Genomic DNA, 22277 nt, shown 5'->3' with positions numbered 1-22277 from the left:
TTTTATGTCATTAGTAAATTACGTCTGCGAAATTAATGAAAAGTGGAAAATCTATTCAATCGAATTCCACACCACGGTTGAAGGAAATAACGGTCTGGATGAAAAATGTGTCCTCGAAATATATAAGGAGATCGAATTGATTGCGAGAGCAGCAGCAACAACTCCTGATATGGTTCGCGAGCTTATGCAAAAACATCGTTTTTGTTTTAGGCGTATGCGATGGAATGGAAATTTGGTAGATAGTGCTCAAGCAATTATTGAAATGGCAGAAGAATTGCAAGCCATTGATAATATAATGTAACGTGATTTTTACGACGGTAGTCTTTTGGCCACTGGCGTCAAACAAAATACCTTTAGAGTCCTCATTATGACTAAGAACCATCTTGTAACGCATTACAAGTTAAAGCGGCCCTGCAAAAATTGTCCCTTCTTAAAGATGGGGGCTATCGATCTTATGCCAGGGCGGTTGCAAAGTATCATTGAGAACTTAGTGAATGATGATTACAGCACGTTCCAGTGTCATAAGACTGTCCATGATAAGCGTTCTGGAGGCAGTTGGAATGAGGAGGGGGAGTATAAGGCGAGTAGACAAGAAAGCATGTGTGCAGGGGCTATGATTTACCTTGAGAAGGTTGGACGTCCTACGGTGGGAATGAGAGTTGCCAAAGTGTTTGGAATTTATAATGTTGAGAGTTTAAGTTCGAGTTTTAATGATGTGATTGATCCTGAATAGTAAATTATTAGACTGATATAGGACGTTGTAATTGGAACTGTTTGATATATTTTATGAGCACTCAAATATATCTTGCAATATAGGCCATTATGGCCCATGCTGTCCATAGTAATGAGCAGTGCTTAATTATGTAAATTAAAGGCAACATGTATCAATACGTGTTGATCAAATTGACCGGCTGAACAAACAAGGTTTAATGTCATGAGAAAGCGCCATAAACATATTTTAATATTACTTTCAGTTGTATTCTTTTCATTTTCACAATCTGCATTTTCTGCAAAGAATTGTGTTTTTCAAAGATATCATTTAGTTTTCGCGATTAATAATTCAACCAGCATTGGTGGCATTGCTGGTTATTCTGAAGCGACTGTTTCTTCTTGTGCTGTTGGCTTAACCTATGAAGAAATTGCAGGCTATAGGAAGCAGGTAGCATCCTTGCATAGGAAAAAAAACGCTGATTTAAAAGATGATCAAGTCATTCTTTTAAATTACCAGCCTCTGGAAAATGATGATAATAATCCTATAAGCCAGGGTGAATTAGAGAAGTTACTTTTGTTATGATTTATAAGTTCTGCGGAGTAGTGATATGGGACAAAAACTTACCAAAGCTCAACAAGAATTACTCGATAAACAAGTTATTAGCTACGTTCGTGAATTTAACTTCTAAATGGAAGAGAATTATGCAGCCTATTGGCTACGTGTTGTTGATTAACAAAATTATTGTGCATTTCAGTACCAAACCTATTGATACAAGCAAATATGGCGATCAAACACGAATGGAAGTTAAGCCTGTTTATTTATCTGTCCATACCACACCTGTATAGAAGGATGATACATAAAAGATACATAAAAGTTTTATTCTTGCCTAAGTTTAACGGGTAACCGGATTTAGCTGTGTTTGAGTCGTCATAGCTTGCCCGCTTCCAATAGCTCGATCAATGTGTTTATGTCGGCCCCGTAGTTCTTTGGTGGCCCTGATGGTTCGTGTGGGCGGCCTGCATTCGGCGTCTTTTCTTTTGGCGTCATGACCGTCTTTCGCATGAGCACAGGCGGTAGGCCATAGCCGATTGCATCCTCCGGCAAGCCCAAGCCCATTTCGACAGGTTCAGGCTCCCGCCGACGCTCAAACTTAGGTCGAGACAGGGTTCGCTTGTGAGCGCCCTCGGTGAACAGAATCTTTGCCCGTAGCGCATCAAAGCTGTAACCCCTGCCCATGCGGTCCATAACCCGAATCAGGCTGTTCAGGCTCTCGGTATAGGCATTAGTGACCGGATGCTTGAAGTAGCTCAGGATGTCCGGCATCCAGTTCTGGAAAGCTCGGGTCAGGTCATGAAAGGAATCGTGCAGCTCAGGCGGAATGGACTTCTGCCATGATTCATAGGCCAGCAGTGCATCGGGCTGGGATTTGGCATCGTAGATGCCGTAGAACGCTTCCTTGAGCCTGTACGCTTCGCCTAGCAAGGGGTAGTTCTTCACCCATCCATCCAGATTGAATTGCTCTTTGTCTGTCAAGTCGCGTTCCCGCTTGAGTAATACGAAACGGTCGTGCATCAGGCCCCGTTTCTGTTTGATGGTCAGATCCGCCCGCATGGACTTGCGCACCTTCTCCATGGCTTCGTTCGCCATTTTTACGATATGAAATTTGTCGATGACAACGATGGCTTGCGGCAGAACGGCATTGACCGCGTTCTTATAAGGCCGCCACATGTCCATCGCCACGTACTGAATCTTCTCCTTGCCCTTAAGGCCAGTAAGGTACTTGGCAATCGTGTCTTGGTTGCGGTTGACAAGCAAATCCAGCACCGTGTTGTTCTCGATGTTGGTGATGACACCACGCGGCTTGATGAGGTAGATTTCGTCAATGCCCATCCACTTGGGTGTCTCAAACCTGAATTCAGCTTCGAGTACGGCCACGTGGTCGCGGAAGATGTTTCGGATGGTCTTTTCGTCCAAGCCGGTTTCCTCGGCGATGCTGGCGAAGGTGCGCTTCAAACTCTGTTGGCCGATCCAGCGTGTCAGCCGCTCAGTCATCTCACGCTTGGCGTTAACGGAGGGCAGTACCTCCATGAAGGTCTTACCACAGTCCACACATCGCCATCGGCGAGTGTCCACGTAGATAGCCACTCGTTTGCCGTGGGTCGGCATGTCTCGGATGACTTGTTCGTTACGCCCGTGACCGATCAATCGCTCAGAACCGCAACCCACGCAGATGACGGGAGGATTTGAGACTTCGGCGGTGATGTGATAATCGTGGTCGTTTTCCTCGACCCGAACTACCTTGTAGTCGGGGAGGTTCAGAATGTTGGCTGGCATGGATCAACGCATCTCCATGCTGGACTAGACCTTAGCCGTAGCGTGACTGATAGCCGATGCCACTGCTGCACCTGCCGCTCTCGGAACGACCGCATTCAGATCGAACAGGCAAGACTCAATGGTGGCGGTTAATTCATGCGCCTGTTGCGCTGTCCCCGCTCCATCTCTGCTGATAGATGCCCCAAGGCCATCAAGAGCGCTGCGCCATGTCTGTTGCTCGGTGGGAGCGCCAACACCAGCATGCAGCGCGTCGCCGCCATAGAAGGTCAGTGCGAAGCCATGAAGGCGCAGCAGCCTCAGAAGGTCAGAATTAAACTCGGTCATCTTGAAATTGAGCGACTTTCTTCTTCGCAGCAAGGTACCGGAGTAACTGACAACCGAATCTTGTATTCTTTGGCTTTTCCTTGAGGAATAGCTGCAATTAGCTTTCCTAATGCTTCAACCGGCTTGCCAGTAATCGTAGTAGAGCAGCTTACGTCACCACTATCACAAAAGCTATTGGAGCCATAGGACGCTGCTTGGCCTCCTGGTACTGCCATGCCTATGCTCGGCAGTTGTGGTGCATCGGAAAACAATGTCTGACTAGGTATTTTTTCCGAATAATTACTAATTTTCGTTGCATTATTGTGAGTTGCTCTGATATCAGAATTCAGTAGCATTCCGAAAGCGCCCAATGCAGCAGAACCAGCTAAAACACCTCCAATCAGCAATAATCGTAACAATCTGGCAATCAGTCCGGCACCAGCCAACCGATGCATTTGTATCTTGACACCTAGATACTCGGATATTTTCGATGGTAATGTAGCGAGAACGGAGCTAGACATTTTCGAGTAATTCATGCTGCTGAACACCGATAGATCATCGTGTAGCTGTTCGTTCTCATCCAGACCAAGCGACTCCCTGCACTGCTGCAACGTGTAAATATAAAAAGAATCTCCACGTAGTGCTTGGATCAAGCGGTAGTGGAAAACCTCTTTCGACCAACCTGACAACCGAAAATCGGGAGGATAGCTAATGGTGACTTTCATTTAATAATCTCTTTTTTGTCGTTCACGTTCATCTTTTCGGCCACGGAATCCAAGTGGTCAGCAATAAAGGCGGGGGCAATACCTTTGCCGCTGCGCGTTGAGCCAATCACAAATGAGTGGCCGTTGTCTTTCGGGTCGAACTTGAATTTCATCGGCAGCGTCGTTGTGCAATTGCCGATGATCGTTGCTTGCAAAGATTCCTGTTTGTCTGCAAACTGAGCCATCAGTTCACCCATTAAGGCTGACTTGCCGGTGCGCGGCTCATGAGTGGAAGGGTCGAACATTACAGTGGGGTCGAAAATAGGCGGCTTGTTATCGTTAGTCATAGCGTCATTCCTTCGTTGTCATTGTTTTGAGGCAGGCTTGTAAGGGCTTCTTGAACTTGTATATGCAGGCTATCCAGATTTAGCTGTGGTCAATCACAGAAGCGAAAGCCGGGTGCCGTTTCAAAATGGGCGTGCGAAGCGCAAGTTGCGCCAATGTTTTCTTGGCGGTCGCAAGTGAGGCTTCCCAACGCCCGAGATCGTCCACAGTCACGGCAGTAGAGCCGCCACACAGTTTCCGACTGATGCTATCGCGCCGCGCCTGCGCTCCCTCGTAATCATGGATCGCCACTTTCACGTCGGGCGCTTCCAACGCGGTGTAGTAATGGCGTTCTTCGATACTGTGCAACCGTGAAACAACCCGCACCTCATTGGTTGCGTCGGCACGTTTCCGACCTCTACGTGGTGCCGGGGATGCATCAGTGTTCAAGACTTCATTTGTCATGCAATAACTCCAAAAAATCGGACTTTGTTGTGGGTAAACACAGCCAAATTGGGATAGCCGTAATTTTTTATCATGGCTCCATTCCGTTATCACTGTCTTGGACTGGAGTGGTTTGATTTGTCTCATGAATCTGTTCAGCGTCCGGGTGGCAATTGACCAAGAATGACATCATTTCAGTGGCATCCTTCTCCATGTAAAACCTGACCATGTTTTCATTGAATTCCTGCGCCTTTGCTGCGGGGACGCTGACAGCATCAATGCCCGCCGACATCAAAATGCCATTCATCATGAAACGGGACGTGCGTTTATTGCCGTCAAAAAAGAACTGCTGCAAAGCACCGAACAGGAAAAAGGCGGCAGCTTTCTCAAAGGGTTGCTGCACGTCGCTTTGAAGCGCTTGCAGGCCACTGGCAAAGACACGATTCAACTCTGGCGCACCCGCCACGGTTGCCAGTGGCGTGTATCGCCCCTGTTCACCCAAACCAACATCCGGCGTGTAGCCTGTCTCTTTACCTTCGCCTCGGAAGTGCCCCCACTCCAGCGCTTCATTGCGAGCGACAAGACTATGCAGCTCAGTAAACGTCGCTTTGCCCAACGAGAACTTGCCAGTCTTCACCAGAGCCAAAAGATGCTTGGAGCTTTCCGCTAGGTTGAGGACTTGCTCTTGGTCAGAGATTTTTCGACCGCCGATAGTCACGCCATCGAGCAGGGTTTTGACCTCGGGAAAGGTGAACGGGTTTCCTTCTAGGACGGACGCATCCCAAACGAACTCGGGCAGCATGCGATGAAACCGAAAGGCCACCCGCTCGATGGAGTGCGTCGGCACCGCAGCGGGCACAGCGAGCCTGTCCCATCGAAAGCCTAAAGCAGAAAAGAGTTCCATATATTTCCTTGTTCCCACAATGTAATCCGGTTTCATTATGTTGGAACAAACCAACCATTGCAACAATAAAATCCGGTTTTACTACACGATGTCAGGCGTAGGATTTGGAGCCAAAAACACACTCAAATCCGCATACCCCAAAATACATCGTACTTTGGTTTAAGCGTCGTAAATGACGCAGCAAATTTTTTCATTAATGCAATCAATGATGTCGTTAAAGTGACCCCAGTGGAGTACGCAATGTGGGTCGACCACTTCATTACGATACATCAGCAGCAATTAATTTTGCATGTTGCATTACTGGCTACAGCAACGTGCTCTGTAGTTTTATTGTTCTTGAGTGACTCTATTGAGGGTATTAAGTCCCCAGTGAGCCGAAAGCTCATTAATTCTTAGTTTGCCTGCTTCCCGTTATTTCTTCCGGAAAAATTACAATTGCGTTGACGGATGGGACAAATTAGCTCACTATGGCTAGGTGAACTGGCCACATCAATAAACCCTTTTAGGGTAATCTGGGTCATTCCGAAGGAAGATAAAATGTTAGGGATTTTAGGAAGCACAAAAGTCCATGGGGCCTTGATTTACCCAACCAAAGTCAGGCTGGGTGGTGTTATTGAAGACTGGTGGGCAGCTCAGTTCCGCGAAAACATTGGTTCTGCAGGTTGGGTGGCGCTCATCTGTGCATTACAAAAGAAGACTCTATTGAACAAGCTAATAAAGATTATGAAGCGGAACAAAAAAAGAATGAATTAGATCTGATTGAAATCGATTCAATCAAAAATGCTCAAGACCGAAAATCGAAATGAAAACAACCTGAAGCGACTTCACAGCAGTGTACTGTGTTTAAGTCGCTTTTTTTTAAATATATCTAAAGGGAGAAAGAAATTGATACTCCATTCAATTCGAGATGAGACTTTACGCCCGGCACTTGACCCGGCCCGTGTGCAACCAACCGGCAATGAGGTCCGGGTGCTTGCCGAAATGATCAAGCATGAAACTGGAATCAAAATAACAGGTGGCCGCATTGGGATGATGCTAGGGCTCGAAGTGCAGACATCGGGTTCTTCCTGCAATTCACGCACCTATAGGCGTTGGGTTTCATCTGGGGATCAGCCAAGTAGCATCCCATATGCTGCTTGGGCGATTCTTGCCCACGCTGCTGGATACAAGTTCATATGGCGACCAAAAGGATTTAGCTTTATTGATCAGCCTTTTACTGGAGGGATTCGAGACGGAGTTTTAGCTTCAGGCCCAGACTGGGTCACCCCTCTGCCAAGTGAGTTCATTGAAGTAGAGAGCAGAATTGCGATCAACGCCAAAAAAGAAACCGCTTCAGCTCGCCAACTAAATTTTCTGATTGGCGGGGCAATTGGGCTTGCCCTTCATGAGACAGGAGCATCTAGCGTCTATCGTGCATGGGTTACCGGGGCAAAAACCCCTTCATATGCTCATTGGGCACTTATGGTGGACCTGGCAGGCCTTGGAGTCATATGGAGGCCTTAAAACTCATCAATGGAGGATGTTTGTAGTGTGGTGCTGGATTGAAGGCTCACATCGAACGTTTAATGCCACGGTGGCCAGCCCGGAACAACCACAATGAACTGAGCTCACGAGACCGACCGGGCCATCTCGACACAGATAATAGGACGACATGGGGTGTTGTACCTGAACCCTACGAGATAGCGGTGCATCCCGCAGGCGGACTGATGATCCGGCATCGCCCGTTCAACGCCCGGCTGCCTGGAATCTTCCAAAGCAAGGATGGTGCGCAGGACGCTTTCGTCAGTTTGCTATTGGGAGGCATCCAGTCTGGGAATGGTGGCTTCGCCTACTATGGCCAGCCCATGACGCTATGCGACGCTCTCGATACGGCACTGCTCCCACCGCAACCTGTCATTTAGCGTGAGGAGAAATCGGAGAGCTTAGGCTATATTGGCTACACCTACCTGGGCCATTGGACGTATGAGGCGGGGTTTGATGATGTGAAGAAACGGGAGGCTACGTGGCTGAACGACCGCACCCGAGCTGCCCGGCACGCCAGAGAACATGTTGCGGGCATCTGGGCACGAGCGTCGATGCTTCAACTAGAAATGTTGGACGATCCAACCAACGAAGTGCCGGAGTTCGGACGGGAGGACTTCATTGAGTTGCGCCCCCTTTATCCCGAACTGGCGATGCTCTCAGATGGCACTCTGTACGCATGGTTCGACTTGTATCAGATGGATTGCTGCTACATCAACGGCTGGACTGCAGCTCGCGACGATAATTTTTTATTCTATTTGATTAGCAAAGTTGCAGGTCGTCAGTACAAGGAGGAAACGGCCAAGGTTGGACAGTCAGTAATTAAGCAAAATCAGCCCGTCACGCGGGCTGATTTTTTTTGAAAGGGAACTTTCAGAGGTAAAGAAGCGTCCATGGCTGTCGTTTTCAGAAGTTGACTGCACCAACTGACTGGGTTTGACGCCTATTGTGCAGACGGCTCCTGACAGCCAAATATCAGTAGTCGCCTGCACCAATCTCGCCTATGCTCAATACTCCTGTGCACGAAATGCCCAAGCTACCGCGATGCGGGTTCGGTGTTCTCATTATCGAAATGACTGGATGAAAAGAACAGGCCAATCGGATTAATCCCCATGTTCACCATACCCATCATGGGTGAGAACGACAGACCATGGGTATCCTTTCCTGCATACCGATAGAAGCTCATTTGCCGGGGAGCACCACAATCTGGCAGCACTACGTAAGACAGCGAACTTGCATGGGTATGCCCCTTAACAGGGCTAGAATGGCGCTAAAAGGGTGTTAAAGCGCATCACGCGCAGTATTCAAACAAATGACCTGCATCTTAGAAATCAAAATTCAAGTCTACTGGCGCTAAAATATTTGGGAATGCAGATTCCAATTCTTTAATGGATTTTCGATGTGCCTCCCAATTATGGCCATTATTTGTATTCAAATATCCTTCGATATGCGCAAATTCGAAAGCGCCAACTGCATCTGCGTGAATACATTTGATTGCGTTTATTTGTGATTCGTTCATCAGATTTATCCGGTTATGCCCTGTAATTTATACTGGGCTATTGAAATTCGTAAATATTAATAATAATATTTATTTGTTCTTAATTTATTACAGAAAGAAAGCCAATCGACAGAGCGATGTGAGATTACTTTTCCGTCTAGGACAACAACTGGCTTTTCCCCTGTATAACCAAGAGATTGTGCGTATTTAGTTTTGTCTAAATGTTTGTTTGCTTTGAGGAGGCATAGATTCATGTTTTTGGTTATTCTTTGTTGTTTAAGAGAGTTGTGTTTTTAACTTGCCTCTGACGGCAAACCGACACAACACAGAAACAGGGTTTAGTTATGTGGTCAAGCCACACATCAATAATGAGCTATTTTGTCCCATTTGTCAATAAATGAATGGACCTCGAAAACTACTATTCTGGTCTGGCTTGGCCCGTAGTAATTGCGCAGCCCTCTGTTCATGTGGTGCTGCACTCCACCTTATGAAACCGTGAATTTTTATGCTAATTAAAAAGGAAAGGGACCGGCTGGCAAAGCCCTATCGAACATGGTTCAGAACTTGACACCCGTATTTGCTTTGCTGTCGGAGAAATTAATCGTGCTCAACTTGAGGAAACTGCGATTGAGGCTGGGGTAACGTATGACAAGTGGACTACCGACGACAACCTTCGTGCAGAAATCATTGATGCAGCCCGTAATAATGGTGGCATTAAAATCTTCACCGTAGATGGGGGGGTATTAACTCTGAGATTTACTACAGGCGAAGCGTTGCCTGCTTTCGATCCTATTGGTGTAGTGCCAATTCCAGCACGGAATTTGCCACAGCAGCTAACATTTATCGAGTTCGCAAGGGCTGCGATGATCAAACCGTTGATTAATCATGGGCGGAAGGCCGAAGTATTTTTTGAGGGTGAGTCACTCGGTTTTGTGGATGCATTGGGAGATGGAGGCTTACGCCAAGCGCACAAGCGCGAAGTTAATAACGCATTGTATTGGGCATCTCCTGACACTGAAGCGTCATCTGATGTGTTTCTACCCTCAGTTGCTGCATTAGCTGAATACCCCGAGCTTGTAACATTGTATTCCGAAGCGGCTGCATTGGTTCAATCTGCTCCCCCTGAAGGATGGAGTGAATCAGAGCCAGGTGGGCTGGCTACAAACGTTGACCTAATATATGGAGGGATTGTAGATTGCACAATCCAAAACGGAGAGTGGTTTGTCGTGCCTCACTTAGAAGGACTTCCTGTCTTAGAAGGCTTTAAGACACGATCACTAGCGTTTGATGCTTTAAATAATGCGATTGAGCACAGCTTATAGTTACCTGATTATGTCTCTTGCTCAATTAAGGCTTGAAATACCCCTCTTGGACAAGGTTTAGCCTGCATCACGGCTTTGAGTAATCGAGGAATCAGAGCGCACAGGTCTGCTCGACGATTGAAACGGTATTGCACCTCAGCCAAATAACGAGCCGCATATTTTGAAAATTTGAATGCATGATGCGTTCCAGACAGCGTGGTTTTCAGGTTGCCAATCAGCACATTGAGCCATTTAAACGCATCAATTTCGGTGCCTGCTTTCCCCTTCGGCGCAATCACCACGCGGTGTTGAAAGCCGAGCTGCTGCACGACCCTAAACCCGCTCAAGCCATCCGAAGTGATCACGCTCCCCGCTCGTAAGGCGCTACTTGCCCAAGGCATCAAGGCGGCGAAAGAGAAGCCATCAACGGGATCAAAACGCACTCGGTTGGGCTGGCCGTTACGCATTTCCACAGCAGCGACAAAGGCTGTTTTGTTCTCTGAGCCCCGCCCAGATTTTCCACCTGGATACTCGCCACCGAGATAGGCGTCATCAACCCGAATATCGCCACTTAAAGGTTGGCCGCTTTCACGTTGGCGCATTGCATCCATCAGCTTATGTTTAAGCAACCACGCGGCTTTCCAGCTAATTCCCAATTGTCGCCGCAATGCCAAGGCAGCAATATTGGTCTTAGATTGAGTCACCAAGTAAATCGCCAAAAACCATTTGCTGAGAAGCAATTGACTTTGATGCATCATGGTGCCCGCAGTCAGCGTAGTTTGATGTTTGCAAGCACGGCAGCACCATAAACGAGTTTTGCTACGCAAGAACTCAGTGGCTACAGCATGTTGGCACACGGGGCAGCGAAACCCTTGTGGCCAACGCGCTTGGAACAATGCCGCTTCACATTGAGCTTGCGTGCTGTACTGCTTCAAAAAATCAGTCAGCGACAGCCCCTTTTGCATCTGGATTGGGTTGATTGCCATGACGACCACTCCAAAAAAGAACGTTCGTTCACCTTAGGCCTTTTAGGTGGTTTGAGCAAGGAGGTTGAGCAAGAGACATAATCAGGATCTTTTTTATGCGTCAACAAAGACGAATCATAAATAAAAGCAAATCAAAGGAAAGAGCATGAGACAAAGCCTTAGCGGAAAGTGGTGTATAGCCAAGAAGCCTGCTCTGATTTTAGCTTTAATGGGAGTGGTAGGTAGTTGTGTGCTCGCTTATGCACCGAGAGATTGGGAGCTTCTTCGAATCACAGCCTTGTGTTTTTCTATGTTTTCGATGGGTATGTTGGCATCGCAACATGCTGCGATCTGGGAGCCAACCAAAACGGATAGTGCAGGCTAACGGAAAAGACATGGACTTTGAAACCTGGTGGAAACAGCAAGGACAATTTTGCTGAGCAGGCGGTGGGGGGTACGAAAAAACGTTTGCGTTCCGTGCATGGCAAGCCGCACATCGAGCTTCGATGGCCGAGGCATTTGAAATGGCCGCTCAGGTTTGTGATTCGCTAGGCGGTGAGATTGATCTAAAAAATGTCGATGAAGTGAAGCTTGCAGCAAACTCACTAGCAGATGTTATTCGTAAACTTAAAAAATTGACGGAAAAACCAGGGAATCGCAAAATGACAGTGGATGGTAAGGCTGATCTAGCACAATCCGAGCTCATGCAACGCATGATCAAGCGAGGGGAGTTGGTGCGTTCAGAGTGCAAGCGGCGGGGTGCGCGATTTCTTCCTATTCAGGTAATGCGACCAATTTATCAAAACGCAGGCATTTTGGAAGATTCAGCAAAGCGAAATGCTGTTTTGAAAATTCACGACAGCGACTTTTTCATCATCAACACTGCTGCTTAATCAGATAAGGAATTTTCATGAAGGCTTATATAAAGGCATTTGGCCTAATGTCCATTTTGTTGGCATTATGGGCGGCTTGCTGGTTTGTGAAGGCTGATGGTGCTGAATCTTTGTGTCGAGTTGGTATTTTGCTCTTGGCAGTTGTGTGTGGCGCTTTCGGAGTTGTTGGGAATTTTGGCTCAGTTCGTGCTCGAGAATGGATTGAACGGTCATTTTAATGAAAATCCACGGAAGGCCTTTAAAACTCAACTGAGCTTATGCCCTAAATGGTTTCACGACGCTCAAGACTTCAACGATTTACTTAACTAAGCATCCTCACGGAAAAAGATAGAAAATGCCAATCTTTGCAGGAATGACTTTGTTTATCATTTTATTTATTTTTATGATCGTGAGAATTTTCACCAGTACCTTTACCGGTGCCGTCGGCTGGACGCTGCTTGTGCTACTTGTTTTAGCGGGGATCGGCTGGCTGTTAGGTCTCATTGAAGAACGGAGCGCTAAAAAGCGTGCGCAGGTTATTAATGCCGAATCCCTGCGAATTGCAGCACAATATCCTTTTCCCGTGCGCGTGATATCGCTATCCACTGGGATGTTTCTAGTGGTCGAGGTCGCAACAGGAAAGAGTCTTGCAGAAGTCGAACGTGCGTCTTGAAAAGATTACAGTCATCGGATATGAAGGAATTGCTCTAGCAGAGAGCAATGTCATTGTAGAGCTTGAACGCTTGAGGCAAGAACTTAGCAGTGAGCGTGAGGCGAATACGATGCTAACCAAGCAACATTTGAGTCACAATAACCGGAATAATTTCCGAAATCACTCATCACTAACCTCAAAAAAGGAAACCTCATGAGTACCAAAACTAACATAAGCAAACTGTACCAACCTACCCAAGTAACTGAAGCACAACTACAAAAATACGAAGCCATGAGCCTTACCGATGAGCAGGTTCAGGCTATCCTTGCCAATACATCTATCCGCTTATCTTTGAAAGCACAACGCGAACCTGTGCAGGGGATGTAGCTATTTTGCCCATTCTGTCTGGAAGGTCAGCATGGGCAAACCAGTTTCAACGGAAAAAATCCCAACGATTAACCTTGTAGGAGTAAACACTATGGGCAACATCCTGAAAATGGCAATCAAACGAGCAGAAGAATTAGGGAGAGACCACGGTCAAACAGGAAAACTGGCGGATTGCCGTTCACTCCCGTCGCTGAAACTGCAATTTGCATATATGGAAGGCCATAACAGCGTACTGAAAGTAAAGATCAAGCTGTTGGTTTGCCTGTGACTGATGCTCTTAGTTGGTTTTGCAGGTTGGTATGGCATTAGTTATCGAGGTGAACCCTTGCTAAATCCTGTTGTGATACTACCTTGCTAAATCCTGTTGTGATACTACCTTGCTAAATCCTGTTGTGATACTACTAGCCCTCGTTTTGTTGCCTCTATTTATGAAGAGTTTTCAGAAACACCAATTTAGAAAAATTGATACCGATCCAGAAACAGCAGAACATGACCGTCGGGTACGCGAAATTTTCGATGAAGCAGATACTTCATTTCGGAAGCAACTTGACTAACGGAAAAGATTATGGGAAATACCAGGGAATCGCAAAATGACATTTGAGCGAATCGACAATCTTGTGACCATGGAAGGTTTTCACTTTCAGGCATGGGATGACCGTTACAGCAAAGGCGTATGGGCTGCATTGGGAACAAGTGAACTTGAAATTGTTACAGTCTACGATCTTTCAAGCGCAGGTGATAACGATATGTCCCCAGCAATGGACTATGTATTTTCAGCTGGCTGGCTTCCTTATGTGACAGGGCGAACATTAATAGAAGCAATGCAAAAGCTTGAAGAACGTCTTGCATTGCTGCCAACTGACCAATTGTGTAGAAATTCTGACTGGGCAGCATTGGTGCGTCAGGCCATTGAAGCACTAAGAAATGCTGAAAGTGCGAGTAGCACTTATGGTGATCTGCAAACTCAGATTCCTGATGATTTGCCACAAACTTTTGATGCTGCACGAGCTGTAATGCAGCCAGTCGGCAAAGAGCGCGGGCGAATTCGTTAATCAACCATCGGAAAAGAATCATATGGCAACTCATGAACTGAAAATTCATCCAGAGCTATTTGCTGAAATACTACTTGGCAATAAAACGGCAGAAATTCGCAAAGATGATCGAGGCTTTCAGCTAGGCGATACGCTGATTATTTATCCGTATGATCCAGAATGCAATGAACGAATTGGCAATGATGATTGCTATCGTAAAGTGACTCATATTGTCCGAGGCGGTCAATTTGGCATTGAGCCAGGATATGTTTTACTCAGCATGAAGTAATCACAGGTAAAGCTAGCATGGAAATTATTGGAGAGATTATGCGAATTGAATTCACCCAGCAAGGCACTTTTCAAGCTATGTACGCAGCACAAGCTTGGTGTGCGGAAAACGGGCTGTCAGTAGGCCAATCCTGTGCAACGGGCCCTACTGGATTACTGTTTGGCAATTATGAGTGGATTGCTAAGTGGAAAAACCTTACGCATCAGGAGCAGTTAGATTTGCACGGCACAATGAGCGGAGATTTGCGTGAAGGGCCCGTCGTTATTGTTCTAAAAAATGAGGCATTAGAAGCCAATCGCGCCATCATGCAAGCAAGAGTGGTGTCTGACTATAGTGAAAGGAGTAAAAATTGTTGCGCACCTTCAAAGCACCAAATAGCGAGGAAAAGCTTATGCCACATCAGCTAATCATTCCAATGGTGGTGCACGTTGCTCTAACGGCTTTACTCTATGTGTCACTTACCATAGCTCGTGCTCCTGCAATTTGGGGAGTTGGTTGTCGGCCAGACGGCAGCAACCCTTTAGCAAAGATTGAGCCTCGTATTAGTGCCAATCTTACTAACCAATTTGAGTTGCCGTTGTTCTTCTACACGGCATGTTTGTTGCTTTTGCAATCCGACGTAACTCTATTTACCGCAGTATTGGCGTGGGTATTCGTCATTGGTCGCGTTCTTCACAGCTTCATCCAAATTTTAACTACCAATGTTCGGCTCCGAGGCGTTGTATTCACAATAAATTTCCTTGCCGTTCTCGGTATGTGGGCCAGAGTAGTGATATTACAGTCGTGATCCGTGCGTTGTGGCCGATGCCGGAGCGACTTGCTCTTGCCCACTATACGACTCTGTGTAGCGGCTGGAATGGGTTGCCAGAGGATGATGCTGAACCCTCAAGCTGCCAGAAGGGGCCTAACCGCTGGAAAAAATCATGTCAATTGTTGCTCGACCTTTGAACTGGATGGAAACTGACTTGCTGAAAGGCCTTGATATGTTTTTTCGTATGTTATGGCAAAACAGAGCATGTCTGGTGATGCCATACCATTGAACAATGAAGGATTCAACGATAAGGAAACTGATACTTCTTAAAAAGTTTTGTGCAGCTCGAATACAATTTCAACAATTGAAATCGGAAAAAATATGCGTTTTGAATTTCTGGATGATAAGGCTGAACGCCTTAATTGCACCGATCAAATCATTAAGCACGTAAAGAGTGAGGGTGAAAATGAATGGGGGTCGGGCGAGATGCGTATTGCAATTGCGACACTAGACCTAACTCAAACACCCGCTCTGTCTCCGTATCTTGTAGTTATCACAGAAGGAATGACTGAATACATTGGTATGGCTCAGTGGCTTGAAAATATTGGGCTGCATAATTACGGTCGCGGCTTTAAATGTGATGATGTTTTTTCTTTACCTAAAAATTAATTATTAATTTTCAATATCAAATATTTTGCACCAATGATCGACGAAGCTTATGTGACCGACCCTCTGACTGGGCTCCATTGCTTCAAAACGCAAGATGAAGCTATCGCGGGTGCTGAGCGTTTTCAGCACGAGGTTCGCAAGCATATTGATGCTCTTTCCGTTTGATACTGAACGCAATGAACGGATTGGCAATGATGATTGCTGGCGTACAGTTACTCATATTGTCCGTGGGGGGCAATACGGAATTGAGCCTGGGTATGTTTTACTCAGCATGAAGTAATCATTAGGTAAACCTTCAGGCATGACAAAAAAACTGACTAAAGCGCAATGCGAAGCTCGATATGAAGCATATAGCGAAGCAGCAAATCATTTAAAGCAGTATTCGGCACTCAATGAAAGGCATTCGATGAAAGAAATTAGTGAGGTAGCAGGGGAAGTTCAAAACCAATACGTATTGCAAGATAGTCGCAACCTATGCGGCGGGAACATGATGTTTTGGAAGATGGGCGGTGATTACACAACGAATATCGCACAAGCCGAAGTTTTTTCCGAAGCCGAAGCCCTAAGCCAGCACAATATGCGAAATACGGATATTCCTCTACCAAAGGTAGCTGTGCTCACACTGTCCCGCCCGACTGTCGATGTGCAGTACCTCAATGAGTCAGAAGCAGCACTAATTTCAGACGAACTTTTCTATGTGCAGGTGAATAATCGTTTTGACGGGAACGATGCTTATTGGGTTACTAAACCTAGCAAAAGCACAACGGATATTGGTCAAGCCGTGCTTTACGTGAAAGATGATCCCTCTGTAGGCGAGAACGTCAAATTCTGGCCCCAATCGTACATTCAAACAAAAACGCGCTCGTCCGTGGCCGCTAAAAGTTTAGATATTCATAAGGCTTTTGAGGGGACGGCCATTCAGATAAATAAACCCAAAAAAAGAAAAATTCCCCTTCATTGTAACGGTTGTGGCTCCTTCATTTCCGCTGCCAATTATTACGCTGGGTCGTGCCAAAAATGTGGTACGGAAAATCGATCATAAACTGATTAACCATGAAATCGACTGCAACGAATTCGTCATTGCTGCGGCGGGTTGCTGCGTAAATGACGAAAACAAAGGGATCGAATATGAAAACTAAAATGATGAACCCACTGCATCTAACTGATGCCGGAGAATTTCGATGACACGTTATCAGGTATTCACGGAAAAGCATCAATCCAAACCAGTGTTTTCGGCACCGTGGTACTGGGTCGTATCAATGTATTCCACCTTCTTTTGTCTCGATGGTAAGTATTGCCGGATTAATGATAAAAAACTTGGAAAGACGATGCTCGAATGGGCAAGAGCCGAACAAGTTAAATTAACTGAGGAAATCGGCGCAAGCCTGGCACCGGATACCGAAAAATAATCAGGAGTTATCGCGTTTGAGCGAATTGGGGATTGGATTATGGCTGGATCATTAAACGTGGATTGTATCGTCGGTGAGCATCATGAAATTCTGCTCGTAGAGGGCCATGTTGATATTGAGCATGCCACCACAGCAATGAGTGGTGAATATGGGCCGGGATTTCCTGTGCCGGAGCATATCTGGATGCGGTATGCCGATGCTCCCGAGGGCGATGATCAAGATGCTTTGTGGCGCGAGGTATGCCCCGCTGACGCGCCTAATGCAAAGCCAGTAACCGCGTCTTGCAAGCAGTGCTGATCTGGAATGCCAAGTGTTGTAAGAGAAAAATACGCTTGGCCCGGTAATGAAGGGTCTGATCAATGCCGAGGCCCCTCACAGGGGGTCTCCAGAAAGATGCCCTGACGCAAGCAGGGCATTTTCATTGATCAGGGCAGTTAACCTGGTCTTGTCGTGGTGCTGTTCTGGGGATATGTGGTTGGGGAACGTGGACTGTCAAGGTGCAAAATCTGGCGTAGAACCGGGCTTGGTAGGTGTAGGTTGTGTTTTTTTAGGTGAAGCATGTTCAAACAGACTCAGATAGGTCGTTTGCGAGCGGTCTATGGCGTCTGTAACGAGCTGTGTGATGTCGCTGTAGTCATTGCTCGCACATGCTTTGTCGAGCGCATCGTAGTAGTGCAGCCGGTCTTCCTTGCGAATAATGGCAGGCGGATAACCGGCTTTCATCAGCTCAAAGTTAAGTAGCAGCCGCCCGGTGCGACCGTTCCCGTCAATAAACGGGTGAATCTCAACAAAACGGGTGTGCAGTTCAGCTGCCCGGATCACTGGGTGCATTGATTCGGCCAGTTCATGCCATTCCATTAACCGCAACATTTCTTCATCCAGATGCAGGAAGTCGGGCGGGGTGGTGCTGGCCCCGGAGATTACGACATTTTCCTGGCGATACCGGCCTGCGTTCTCATGATCAATCCCTTTTAGTACCAAGCTGTGCAAATTCTTGATCTGCCACTCTGAGAGCGGCTCTTTGTCTCTGACAATCTGCTCAACATAATGAATTGCATCCCGGTGATTGGTTGCCTCTAAGTGCTCCAGTACCGATTTTCCGCCGACCGTAATGCCTTCCAGCACCACTTTTGTTTCGCGCAGGCTCAGCGTGTTGCCTTCAATAGCGTTGGAGTTATATGTCCATTCCAGTGCCAGTTTTTCTCGAAGAGAGGCGAGGGTGTTTTGCGGGAATGGCCGGTGTGCATTGAGTCGTTCTTGATTCTTATCGACTCTAGTGAGCATTGCGGCAAGGCGTGCAGGCATCATAGGTGCGTCCAAAGGAGAGCAATTTCTTTTTCGGTAATAAATTCATTTTATATTTCTTCTTTGGTTGAAGCTAGACCGGAATTGCTCACGGTGACACCATTGTTGACTTGGTATCTTGGTTTGTCGTTATTGCAGCATTGGTTGATGCTACTGCCGTTTGGCTTGTTCTTAATGGCTCCTGTGGTTTTTGCATCTGCTGGGCCATGGCCATGGCACGCAGACGTTGAGAGTAACCGAGAATGGCGACGTGGGGCAGGGATGTCAGATGAAGCATCAAATAGTTCTGACATCTAAACGATACGGACTGCAGTAGAGCGTTTGAGCACTTTATTAACTCATTCGCCAACTCCAATTTCAGATATAGAAAGAAAACACTTGTGGCACCAATCGCTGAGGGAACGTGGTTTTGAGCTCACGGCAGTAGAGCGCGAAGTTTCTCTACTAGATAGTGAGTCAAGTCGTCGAGCGCTATGTGATTTAATCATTCAGCGACTACCTTCGAGCAAAATTAATTGTCTAAAAAATACTGGACGCAAAGGCCCAGGCTTTGTTCTCCAAAGCGCTGTGATTTACATCAAAGACCTTGCCGACATACTTGCATTGCCAACTATGAACCGCACTACGGCACTCTAAGTTGGACCTAATTGATATAAAAAGCGTTATATAGACAAGACTCCTATTTACAGAGCATTCAAAGGTTTTAATAAATGTCTCGCTTCCGGATGTGGAATAAAATAAAAATCCAGCTTGCAGGCCAGCAGCGGTATGTGTTGCCGGAAGAAGCATCTTCAGTCGAAAAAGAAATTCTTCTCTTTTCGCAAATTTATGGCTGGCGGCTTACTCAACGTAAATCAAATGGTTCAAATAAATTAATACAAAGTGTTGCAAAAATTTTAAGAAGCGATGGATCTCCTTGTGGTTTCACTTTGATTGAACGTAAAGAGGAAGGTCGCTCACCGAAGCTGCAAGTGAGGTTCAATCAGCGAACTGGCAGGGAGATTCGATTTTCAAAGGTGATTAAAGACGGGCACTTACTGAAAGAAGAATTTGAAGGCGCGATAAATAAACTTCAAAAGTTCTTAAATTTGAATGCTGTCCAAACTAAACTGCTTATTGAGTCATGGCCAGAATTTAGGAAGAGGAATAGTGAGAAGATTGAAAAATTTTGGCCGTGAGTTTCAAAAGAGGCAGCTATAGTAATCAGACCAATCGTCCTTAAAAAAAATGGCATTAGGATAGTATGATCAAAATCGGCGAAACATACATTTTCAAAAAGTCCGGAAACGAAGTCCGGGCCATTGCTCCAGCACTACCTTATGGTAAACAACCAATGTGGGAAGTTGAGAGAACAAAAGCAACAAGTGCAGGAAAACTTATGGATGTGCCTGAACGTGCGTTAGTGCCAGTCGAGGAATGGAACGGAAGCCATCCCTGAGATGGCACAGAGTGAGAATTGCCTTCTGAGTGAAATTTGACTAATACCAAACAGAGAGGTTGTCGTGAATAAATTTCTTGGTCTTCTAATAGTATTACTTGCATCCTCGGTCGCTATGGGTTCAAAAAAAGTGGGGGGTGGTGCGTCTCAAGCTTCAACTGTTACAGCCAATAAACATGCAGAGCTGTTTGAATGCAGTTTCACACTGATCGAGAACAATATGACTTATTCGCCATGCGCTACTCATGAACGGTGCATGCAATATAAAATAAATCCTAGAATTAAGGACTGGGGTGAGCAGAAATCCGATAAATGTAATAAAGGTGGAATGTGATAACGCCTTGAGTTTTGAGCCACAGTTATTAAATCAAGCAGCTAATGTATCCCTAGATTTATTTTAGAAGTACAACTCACTAAATACTAAAAAATGGAGTCCGGATCGTTCTGGACAATCCTCTAACAGAACGTCTTACTGCACCAACACATTGTATTTGTGGCTGGACTAATTTCGCCTGCGCGTTAACTTAATATTGTCGTGGACGCCCACGCTTAATTGTGTATAATTAATTCATCAGCAATCGCAATAGATTTCAATGGTGAATGAAATGGAAAATGCTTCTACTTATGAACAGGTTAAAGAAAACTTAATTGGTCTACTTTAAAATGAATTGATAACGAAAATTTAACTGTTGTAGAAGCATATGAATACGCAGAAGCGCTGCTATCTGCTTTATATTTAGCCGCTAGTGAGGTTAAGTAACAGGGACTGGAAATTTAATATTTTCAGCCAGCCAGGCTGGCTGTTAAAAAGAAAATGTATATTCAAGGCTAAATCGTGAGCGAGATTGTTAAATCACTAAGTATTGAAAACTTAATTAATCAGCGAGCGGCTATTGCGAAGCGGTTAGAGAGTGCTTCTAAATTACTAAAAGAAGCAAATGATATTGCACAGGTGGCCGGGCTGGGGAAACTTGATTATTTGTTGCGTCACATAGATGTATTTAGTAAGGATTGGCTCCCTACTATGTCAAGAGGCCTGGATGCGTCTGCATGGAAATATCTTATGCACGAAAGTGGGTTGCGGACGTTTATGGATTCAAAAGCAAGAAATCAATGGGATACAATAATTTGTGAACGAAAAACGCCTGAACTAAATGAAACAAATATTCGCAATACATTTGCTGACCTGTACGACTCGCGACAGAAGCTCCTTGAAAGAGGGGTCATTGAGTGCTTCCGCCAATTATCATGGGAGCATAGTACCAATCTACCTCAGAAATTCGGGGGGCGAATTATTTTAAAAAAATTTTGTCATACATATAATTGTTATGGCAGAAAATCAGACGCACTGGATGATTTGGTTAGGGTTTTTTCGGTGCTTCATTCAAGACCTGAGCCGGATCATCGCAACGGCATAAGTCAACGCTTCAGCGAAGCGTCGAACCTTAATAAAATGGAGTTTATGAATGAATATTTCATTCTTAAATGGTTTAAGAATGGGAACGCTCACGTTAAATTTTTAAATCTGGCTGACATTGAAAAGCTAAATGACATTTTGGCAAGGCATTATCCAAATGCACTCCCACCGCCGAAGTAATGTTGAGATACAATACGACTTTTCATGGTTGCGCTTTGGTTGTATGCGAGGAAGTATTTGGCATTTAAAAAATTAATGCCTTTAAATATAAGCTCGATGAAGTAGAAGAAAAAACAAATACTTTATGGTTTAAGTATTTATTTGGAACGGTAAGAAAAAAATAAACGGTTATTAAAGCAATAATTCAAACAAAAAGGGATCAACATGACATTTTTGGCGGTTCGGACAATTTACGAACACCCCACTGATTATCCGGACGATTATGTGGCGAGAAAATCTTTTGTTCAAGACGGAGCTATTAAGCAAACCGAGGAGGTGTTTATTGAAAAAACACTCGAAGAAGTGCGTAGCAAATTGCCGTCGAATTTAAACAAAATCGCAAGAGCGCCTGAAGACGAACCTCAAATTGTTGAGTGTTGGTTGTAGCGGTTTAGCATTTCAGAAAGGACGCCTCACGTTCTCACTTTAGCCGAGAGATTTTTATGCATTCAAATGAATTGACACCAAGGCAAAAAGCGCTGTTTGGAATCGCTCCTACTGTAATCAGTAAGGTGCCCAAAACACGCCAAATTACTTTTTCGATGAATACGGCTACAGATAAGAAATTAGCCGACATGGCAAGGAATAAGAAGGAGAGTGCAAAGGTCTCTCGGGCCTTATTTTCAGGGATAACCGAGCCTTTCAATTCCAAGGATGTGAAGGCACATTTTCTAAACAACAATAAACCAATGAACGTTTTTAATGCGATCAAAACAGCGATTAACAATGGGGCGCTGGCAGAGCAAAAAAATCCGGACGAAAAGAAGAGGGTGATGAAGATGTATGTCATTACCGAAGAAAGCTTGGGTTAAATGTAGCACTTGGCGG

At 45.6% G+C, this 22277-nt stretch carries 34 protein-coding genes; 26 read left to right on the top strand and 8 right to left on the bottom strand.

Going from position 1 to position 22277, the window contains the following annotated elements:
- The first annotated feature begins 4 nt into the window (after positions 1-4).
- The 3 genes from R6242_RS16290 to R6242_RS16280 all read left to right on the top strand — a co-directional run bounded on the left by R6242_RS16290 (position 5) and on the right by R6242_RS16280 (position 1294).
- Positions 5-301, top strand: coding sequence for a hypothetical protein (locus R6242_RS16290; RefSeq protein WP_318428746.1), 297 nt, complete (start codon positions 5-7; stop codon positions 299-301).
- A 66-nt stretch (positions 302-367) separates the two neighbouring features.
- The gene (locus R6242_RS16285) at positions 368-733 is read left to right on the top strand and encodes a hypothetical protein (RefSeq protein WP_318428744.1); all 366 of its coding nucleotides are present in this window, start codon (positions 368-370) and stop codon (positions 731-733) included.
- A gap of 201 nt (positions 734-934) precedes the next feature.
- Positions 935-1294, top strand: a complete 360-nt coding sequence (locus R6242_RS16280) for a hypothetical protein (RefSeq protein WP_318428743.1) — start codon at positions 935-937, stop codon at positions 1292-1294.
- A 345-nt stretch (positions 1295-1639) separates the two neighbouring features.
- On the opposite strand, the gene R6242_RS16275 is transcribed toward R6242_RS16280, so the two are convergent.
- From R6242_RS16275 to R6242_RS16255, 5 genes are all read right to left on the bottom strand, one after another.
- On the bottom strand, positions 1640-3046 hold the full coding sequence (locus R6242_RS16275) for an ISL3 family transposase (protein ID WP_318428741.1): 1407 nt from the start codon (positions 3044-3046) through the stop codon (positions 1640-1642).
- Positions 3047-3366: 320 nt separating this feature from the next.
- Positions 3367-4074 carry a hypothetical protein gene (locus R6242_RS16270; RefSeq protein ID WP_318428738.1) on the bottom strand — a complete coding sequence of 236 codons (708 nt, stop codon included), beginning with the start codon at positions 4072-4074 and terminating at the stop codon, positions 3367-3369.
- Complete coding sequence (locus R6242_RS16265) at positions 4071-4400, bottom strand: hypothetical protein (protein WP_318428736.1); 330 nt, start codon at positions 4398-4400, stop codon at positions 4071-4073. The genes R6242_RS16270 and R6242_RS16265 overlap by 4 nt, the downstream gene beginning before the upstream one ends.
- Before the next feature lie 79 nt (positions 4401-4479).
- Entirely contained in the window at positions 4480-4842 is a 363-nt protein-coding gene (locus R6242_RS16260) for a hypothetical protein (protein ID WP_318428734.1), read from the bottom strand.
- Between the two features lie 70 nt (positions 4843-4912).
- On the bottom strand, positions 4913-5725 hold the full coding sequence (locus R6242_RS16255; RefSeq protein ID WP_318428732.1) for a Fic family protein: 813 nt from the start codon (positions 5723-5725) through the stop codon (positions 4913-4915).
- 537 nt (positions 5726-6262) lie between these two features.
- Between R6242_RS16255 and R6242_RS16250 the strand changes: the two genes are divergently transcribed.
- From R6242_RS16250 to R6242_RS16240, 3 genes are all read left to right on the top strand, one after another.
- Complete coding sequence (locus R6242_RS16250) at positions 6263-6478, top strand: hypothetical protein (RefSeq protein ID WP_318428729.1); 216 nt, start codon at positions 6263-6265, stop codon at positions 6476-6478.
- 6 nt (positions 6479-6484) lie between these two features.
- A complete protein-coding gene (locus tag R6242_RS16245) occupies positions 6485-7228 on the top strand; it encodes a hypothetical protein (RefSeq protein ID WP_318428727.1) in 744 nt (247 codons plus the stop codon).
- Between the two features lie 572 nt (positions 7229-7800).
- Positions 7801-8109 (top strand): hypothetical protein, encoded by a 309-nt coding sequence (locus R6242_RS16240; protein ID WP_318428725.1) that lies wholly within the window; start codon positions 7801-7803, stop codon positions 8107-8109.
- A 461-nt stretch (positions 8110-8570) separates the two neighbouring features.
- Here the strand turns inward: R6242_RS16240 and R6242_RS16235 are convergent, their stop codons facing one another.
- Positions 8571-8765, bottom strand: a complete 195-nt coding sequence (locus R6242_RS16235; RefSeq protein WP_318428723.1) for a hypothetical protein — start codon at positions 8763-8765, stop codon at positions 8571-8573.
- 752 nt (positions 8766-9517) lie between these two features.
- Here R6242_RS16235 and R6242_RS16230 point away from each other — a divergent pair.
- On the top strand, positions 9518-10066 hold the full coding sequence (locus R6242_RS16230; RefSeq protein WP_318428721.1) for a hypothetical protein: 549 nt from the start codon (positions 9518-9520) through the stop codon (positions 10064-10066).
- A gap of 8 nt (positions 10067-10074) precedes the next feature.
- Here the strand turns inward: R6242_RS16230 and R6242_RS16225 are convergent, their stop codons facing one another.
- The gene (locus R6242_RS16225) at positions 10075-11031 is read right to left on the bottom strand and encodes an IS1595 family transposase (RefSeq protein ID WP_318428718.1); all 957 of its coding nucleotides are present in this window, start codon (positions 11029-11031) and stop codon (positions 10075-10077) included.
- Between the two features lie 485 nt (positions 11032-11516).
- On the opposite strand from R6242_RS16225, the gene R6242_RS16220 reads away from it, so the two are divergent.
- From R6242_RS16220 to R6242_RS16165, 12 genes are all read left to right on the top strand, one after another.
- On the top strand, positions 11517-11903 hold the full coding sequence (locus R6242_RS16220) for a hypothetical protein (RefSeq protein WP_318428716.1): 387 nt from the start codon (positions 11517-11519) through the stop codon (positions 11901-11903).
- A gap of 334 nt (positions 11904-12237) precedes the next feature.
- Positions 12238-12555: a hypothetical protein gene (locus R6242_RS16215; RefSeq protein ID WP_318428714.1), complete on the top strand. Its 318-nt coding sequence runs from the start codon at positions 12238-12240 to the stop codon at positions 12553-12555.
- Positions 12556-12747: 192 nt separating this feature from the next.
- Positions 12748-12921: a hypothetical protein gene (locus tag R6242_RS16210; protein WP_318428713.1), complete on the top strand. Its 174-nt coding sequence runs from the start codon at positions 12748-12750 to the stop codon at positions 12919-12921.
- Between the two features lie 31 nt (positions 12922-12952).
- Entirely contained in the window at positions 12953-13189 is a 237-nt protein-coding gene (locus tag R6242_RS16205; RefSeq protein WP_318428711.1) for a hypothetical protein, read from the top strand.
- Positions 13190-13511: 322 nt separating this feature from the next.
- Complete coding sequence (locus R6242_RS16200) at positions 13512-13973, top strand: hypothetical protein (protein ID WP_318428710.1); 462 nt, start codon at positions 13512-13514, stop codon at positions 13971-13973.
- A 22-nt stretch (positions 13974-13995) separates the two neighbouring features.
- Positions 13996-14241 carry a DUF3850 domain-containing protein gene (locus R6242_RS16195; protein WP_318428709.1) on the top strand — a complete coding sequence of 82 codons (246 nt, stop codon included), beginning with the start codon at positions 13996-13998 and terminating at the stop codon, positions 14239-14241.
- Positions 14242-14258: 17 nt separating this feature from the next.
- Complete coding sequence (locus R6242_RS16190) at positions 14259-14648, top strand: hypothetical protein (RefSeq protein WP_318428708.1); 390 nt, start codon at positions 14259-14261, stop codon at positions 14646-14648.
- Positions 14591-15028, top strand: a complete 438-nt coding sequence (locus tag R6242_RS16185; RefSeq protein WP_318428706.1) for an MAPEG family protein — start codon at positions 14591-14593, stop codon at positions 15026-15028. Before R6242_RS16190 ends, R6242_RS16185 begins: the two co-directional genes overlap by 58 nt.
- A 345-nt stretch (positions 15029-15373) precedes the next feature.
- Complete coding sequence (locus R6242_RS16180; protein ID WP_318428704.1) at positions 15374-15661, top strand: hypothetical protein; 288 nt, start codon at positions 15374-15376, stop codon at positions 15659-15661.
- 301 nt (positions 15662-15962) lie between these two features.
- Positions 15963-16703, top strand: coding sequence for a hypothetical protein (locus R6242_RS16175; protein ID WP_318428703.1), 741 nt, complete (start codon positions 15963-15965; stop codon positions 16701-16703).
- A gap of 139 nt (positions 16704-16842) precedes the next feature.
- Positions 16843-17070, top strand: a complete 228-nt coding sequence (locus R6242_RS16170) for a hypothetical protein (RefSeq protein WP_318428701.1) — start codon at positions 16843-16845, stop codon at positions 17068-17070.
- Positions 17071-17109: 39 nt separating this feature from the next.
- Entirely contained in the window at positions 17110-17367 is a 258-nt protein-coding gene (locus R6242_RS16165; protein ID WP_318428699.1) for a hypothetical protein, read from the top strand.
- Between the two features lie 195 nt (positions 17368-17562).
- On the opposite strand, the gene R6242_RS16160 is transcribed toward R6242_RS16165, so the two are convergent.
- Positions 17563-18378, bottom strand: a complete 816-nt coding sequence (locus tag R6242_RS16160; RefSeq protein WP_318428697.1) for a Fic family protein — start codon at positions 18376-18378, stop codon at positions 17563-17565.
- Positions 18379-18477: 99 nt separating this feature from the next.
- Here R6242_RS16160 and R6242_RS16155 point away from each other — a divergent pair, with 99 nt between their 5' ends.
- The 7 genes from R6242_RS16155 (at position 18478) to R6242_RS16125 (ending at position 22261) form a co-directional block, all read left to right on the top strand.
- Positions 18478-18672 carry a hypothetical protein gene (locus R6242_RS16155; RefSeq protein ID WP_318428695.1) on the top strand — a complete coding sequence of 65 codons (195 nt, stop codon included), beginning with the start codon at positions 18478-18480 and terminating at the stop codon, positions 18670-18672.
- Positions 18673-19085: 413 nt separating this feature from the next.
- Entirely contained in the window at positions 19086-19553 is a 468-nt protein-coding gene (locus R6242_RS16150; RefSeq protein WP_318428693.1) for a hypothetical protein, read from the top strand.
- 65 nt (positions 19554-19618) lie between these two features.
- Positions 19619-19813 carry a hypothetical protein gene (locus tag R6242_RS16145; RefSeq protein WP_318428691.1) on the top strand — a complete coding sequence of 65 codons (195 nt, stop codon included), beginning with the start codon at positions 19619-19621 and terminating at the stop codon, positions 19811-19813.
- Between the two features lie 64 nt (positions 19814-19877).
- Positions 19878-20147, top strand: a complete 270-nt coding sequence (locus R6242_RS16140; protein ID WP_318428689.1) for a hypothetical protein — start codon at positions 19878-19880, stop codon at positions 20145-20147.
- 501 nt (positions 20148-20648) lie between these two features.
- Positions 20649-21410, top strand: a complete 762-nt coding sequence (locus R6242_RS16135) for a DUF4942 domain-containing protein (RefSeq protein WP_318428687.1) — start codon at positions 20649-20651, stop codon at positions 21408-21410.
- Positions 21411-21614: 204 nt separating this feature from the next.
- A complete protein-coding gene (locus R6242_RS16130; protein WP_318428685.1) occupies positions 21615-21836 on the top strand; it encodes a hypothetical protein in 222 nt (73 codons plus the stop codon).
- A 56-nt stretch (positions 21837-21892) separates the two neighbouring features.
- Entirely contained in the window at positions 21893-22261 is a 369-nt protein-coding gene (locus R6242_RS16125; protein WP_318428684.1) for a hypothetical protein, read from the top strand.
- Positions 22262-22277 lie beyond the last annotated feature (16 nt).

The organism is Iodobacter sp. CM08 (genome assembly GCF_033446605.1).
GTDB lineage: Bacteria > Pseudomonadota > Gammaproteobacteria > Burkholderiales > Chitinibacteraceae > Iodobacter.
The sequence above is the reverse complement of the archived record's forward strand: the minus strand, read 5'-3'. Positions and strand labels throughout refer to the sequence as shown.

Coding starts and splice junctions, on each gene's coding strand:
- R6242_RS16250 (WP_318428729.1), top strand. CDS start 6,263: ATGTTAGGGATTTTAGGAAGCACAAAAGTCCATGGGGCCTTGATTTAC.
- R6242_RS16210 (WP_318428713.1), top strand. CDS start 12,748: ATGAGTACCAAAACTAACATAAGCAAACTGTACCAACCTACCCAAGTA.
- R6242_RS16180 (WP_318428704.1), top strand. CDS start 15,374: ATGCGTTTTGAATTTCTGGATGATAAGGCTGAACGCCTTAATTGCACC.
- R6242_RS16285 (WP_318428744.1), top strand. CDS start 368: ATGACTAAGAACCATCTTGTAACGCATTACAAGTTAAAGCGGCCCTGC.
- R6242_RS16280 (WP_318428743.1), top strand. CDS start 935: ATGAGAAAGCGCCATAAACATATTTTAATATTACTTTCAGTTGTATTC.
- R6242_RS16235 (WP_318428723.1), bottom strand. CDS start 8,765: ATGAACGAATCACAAATAAACGCAATCAAATGTATTCACGCAGATGCA.
- R6242_RS16125 (WP_318428684.1), top strand. CDS start 21,893: ATGCATTCAAATGAATTGACACCAAGGCAAAAAGCGCTGTTTGGAATC.
- R6242_RS16260 (WP_318428734.1), bottom strand. CDS start 4,842: ATGACAAATGAAGTCTTGAACACTGATGCATCCCCGGCACCACGTAGA.
- R6242_RS16195 (WP_318428709.1), top strand. CDS start 13,996: ATGGCAACTCATGAACTGAAAATTCATCCAGAGCTATTTGCTGAAATA.
- R6242_RS16265 (WP_318428736.1), bottom strand. CDS start 4,400: ATGACTAACGATAACAAGCCGCCTATTTTCGACCCCACTGTAATGTTC.
- R6242_RS16175 (WP_318428703.1), top strand. CDS start 15,963: ATGACAAAAAAACTGACTAAAGCGCAATGCGAAGCTCGATATGAAGCA.
- R6242_RS16150 (WP_318428693.1), top strand. CDS start 19,086: ATGTCTCGCTTCCGGATGTGGAATAAAATAAAAATCCAGCTTGCAGGC.
- R6242_RS16240 (WP_318428725.1), top strand. CDS start 7,801: ATGCTTCAACTAGAAATGTTGGACGATCCAACCAACGAAGTGCCGGAG.
- R6242_RS16145 (WP_318428691.1), top strand. CDS start 19,619: ATGATCAAAATCGGCGAAACATACATTTTCAAAAAGTCCGGAAACGAA.
- R6242_RS16225 (WP_318428718.1), bottom strand. CDS start 11,031: ATGGCAATCAACCCAATCCAGATGCAAAAGGGGCTGTCGCTGACTGAT.
- R6242_RS16165 (WP_318428699.1), top strand. CDS start 17,110: ATGGCTGGATCATTAAACGTGGATTGTATCGTCGGTGAGCATCATGAA.
- R6242_RS16170 (WP_318428701.1), top strand. CDS start 16,843: ATGACACGTTATCAGGTATTCACGGAAAAGCATCAATCCAAACCAGTG.
- R6242_RS16160 (WP_318428697.1), bottom strand. CDS start 18,378: ATGATGCCTGCACGCCTTGCCGCAATGCTCACTAGAGTCGATAAGAAT.
- R6242_RS16130 (WP_318428685.1), top strand. CDS start 21,615: ATGACATTTTTGGCGGTTCGGACAATTTACGAACACCCCACTGATTAT.
- R6242_RS16275 (WP_318428741.1), bottom strand. CDS start 3,046: ATGCCAGCCAACATTCTGAACCTCCCCGACTACAAGGTAGTTCGGGTC.
- R6242_RS16255 (WP_318428732.1), bottom strand. CDS start 5,725: ATGGAACTCTTTTCTGCTTTAGGCTTTCGATGGGACAGGCTCGCTGTG.
- R6242_RS16205 (WP_318428711.1), top strand. CDS start 12,953: ATGGGCAAACCAGTTTCAACGGAAAAAATCCCAACGATTAACCTTGTA.
- R6242_RS16270 (WP_318428738.1), bottom strand. CDS start 4,074: ATGAAAGTCACCATTAGCTATCCTCCCGATTTTCGGTTGTCAGGTTGG.
- R6242_RS16290 (WP_318428746.1), top strand. CDS start 5: ATGTCATTAGTAAATTACGTCTGCGAAATTAATGAAAAGTGGAAAATC.
- R6242_RS16200 (WP_318428710.1), top strand. CDS start 13,512: ATGACATTTGAGCGAATCGACAATCTTGTGACCATGGAAGGTTTTCAC.
- R6242_RS16220 (WP_318428716.1), top strand. CDS start 11,517: ATGGCCGAGGCATTTGAAATGGCCGCTCAGGTTTGTGATTCGCTAGGC.
- R6242_RS16190 (WP_318428708.1), top strand. CDS start 14,259: ATGGAAATTATTGGAGAGATTATGCGAATTGAATTCACCCAGCAAGGC.
- R6242_RS16215 (WP_318428714.1), top strand. CDS start 12,238: ATGCCAATCTTTGCAGGAATGACTTTGTTTATCATTTTATTTATTTTT.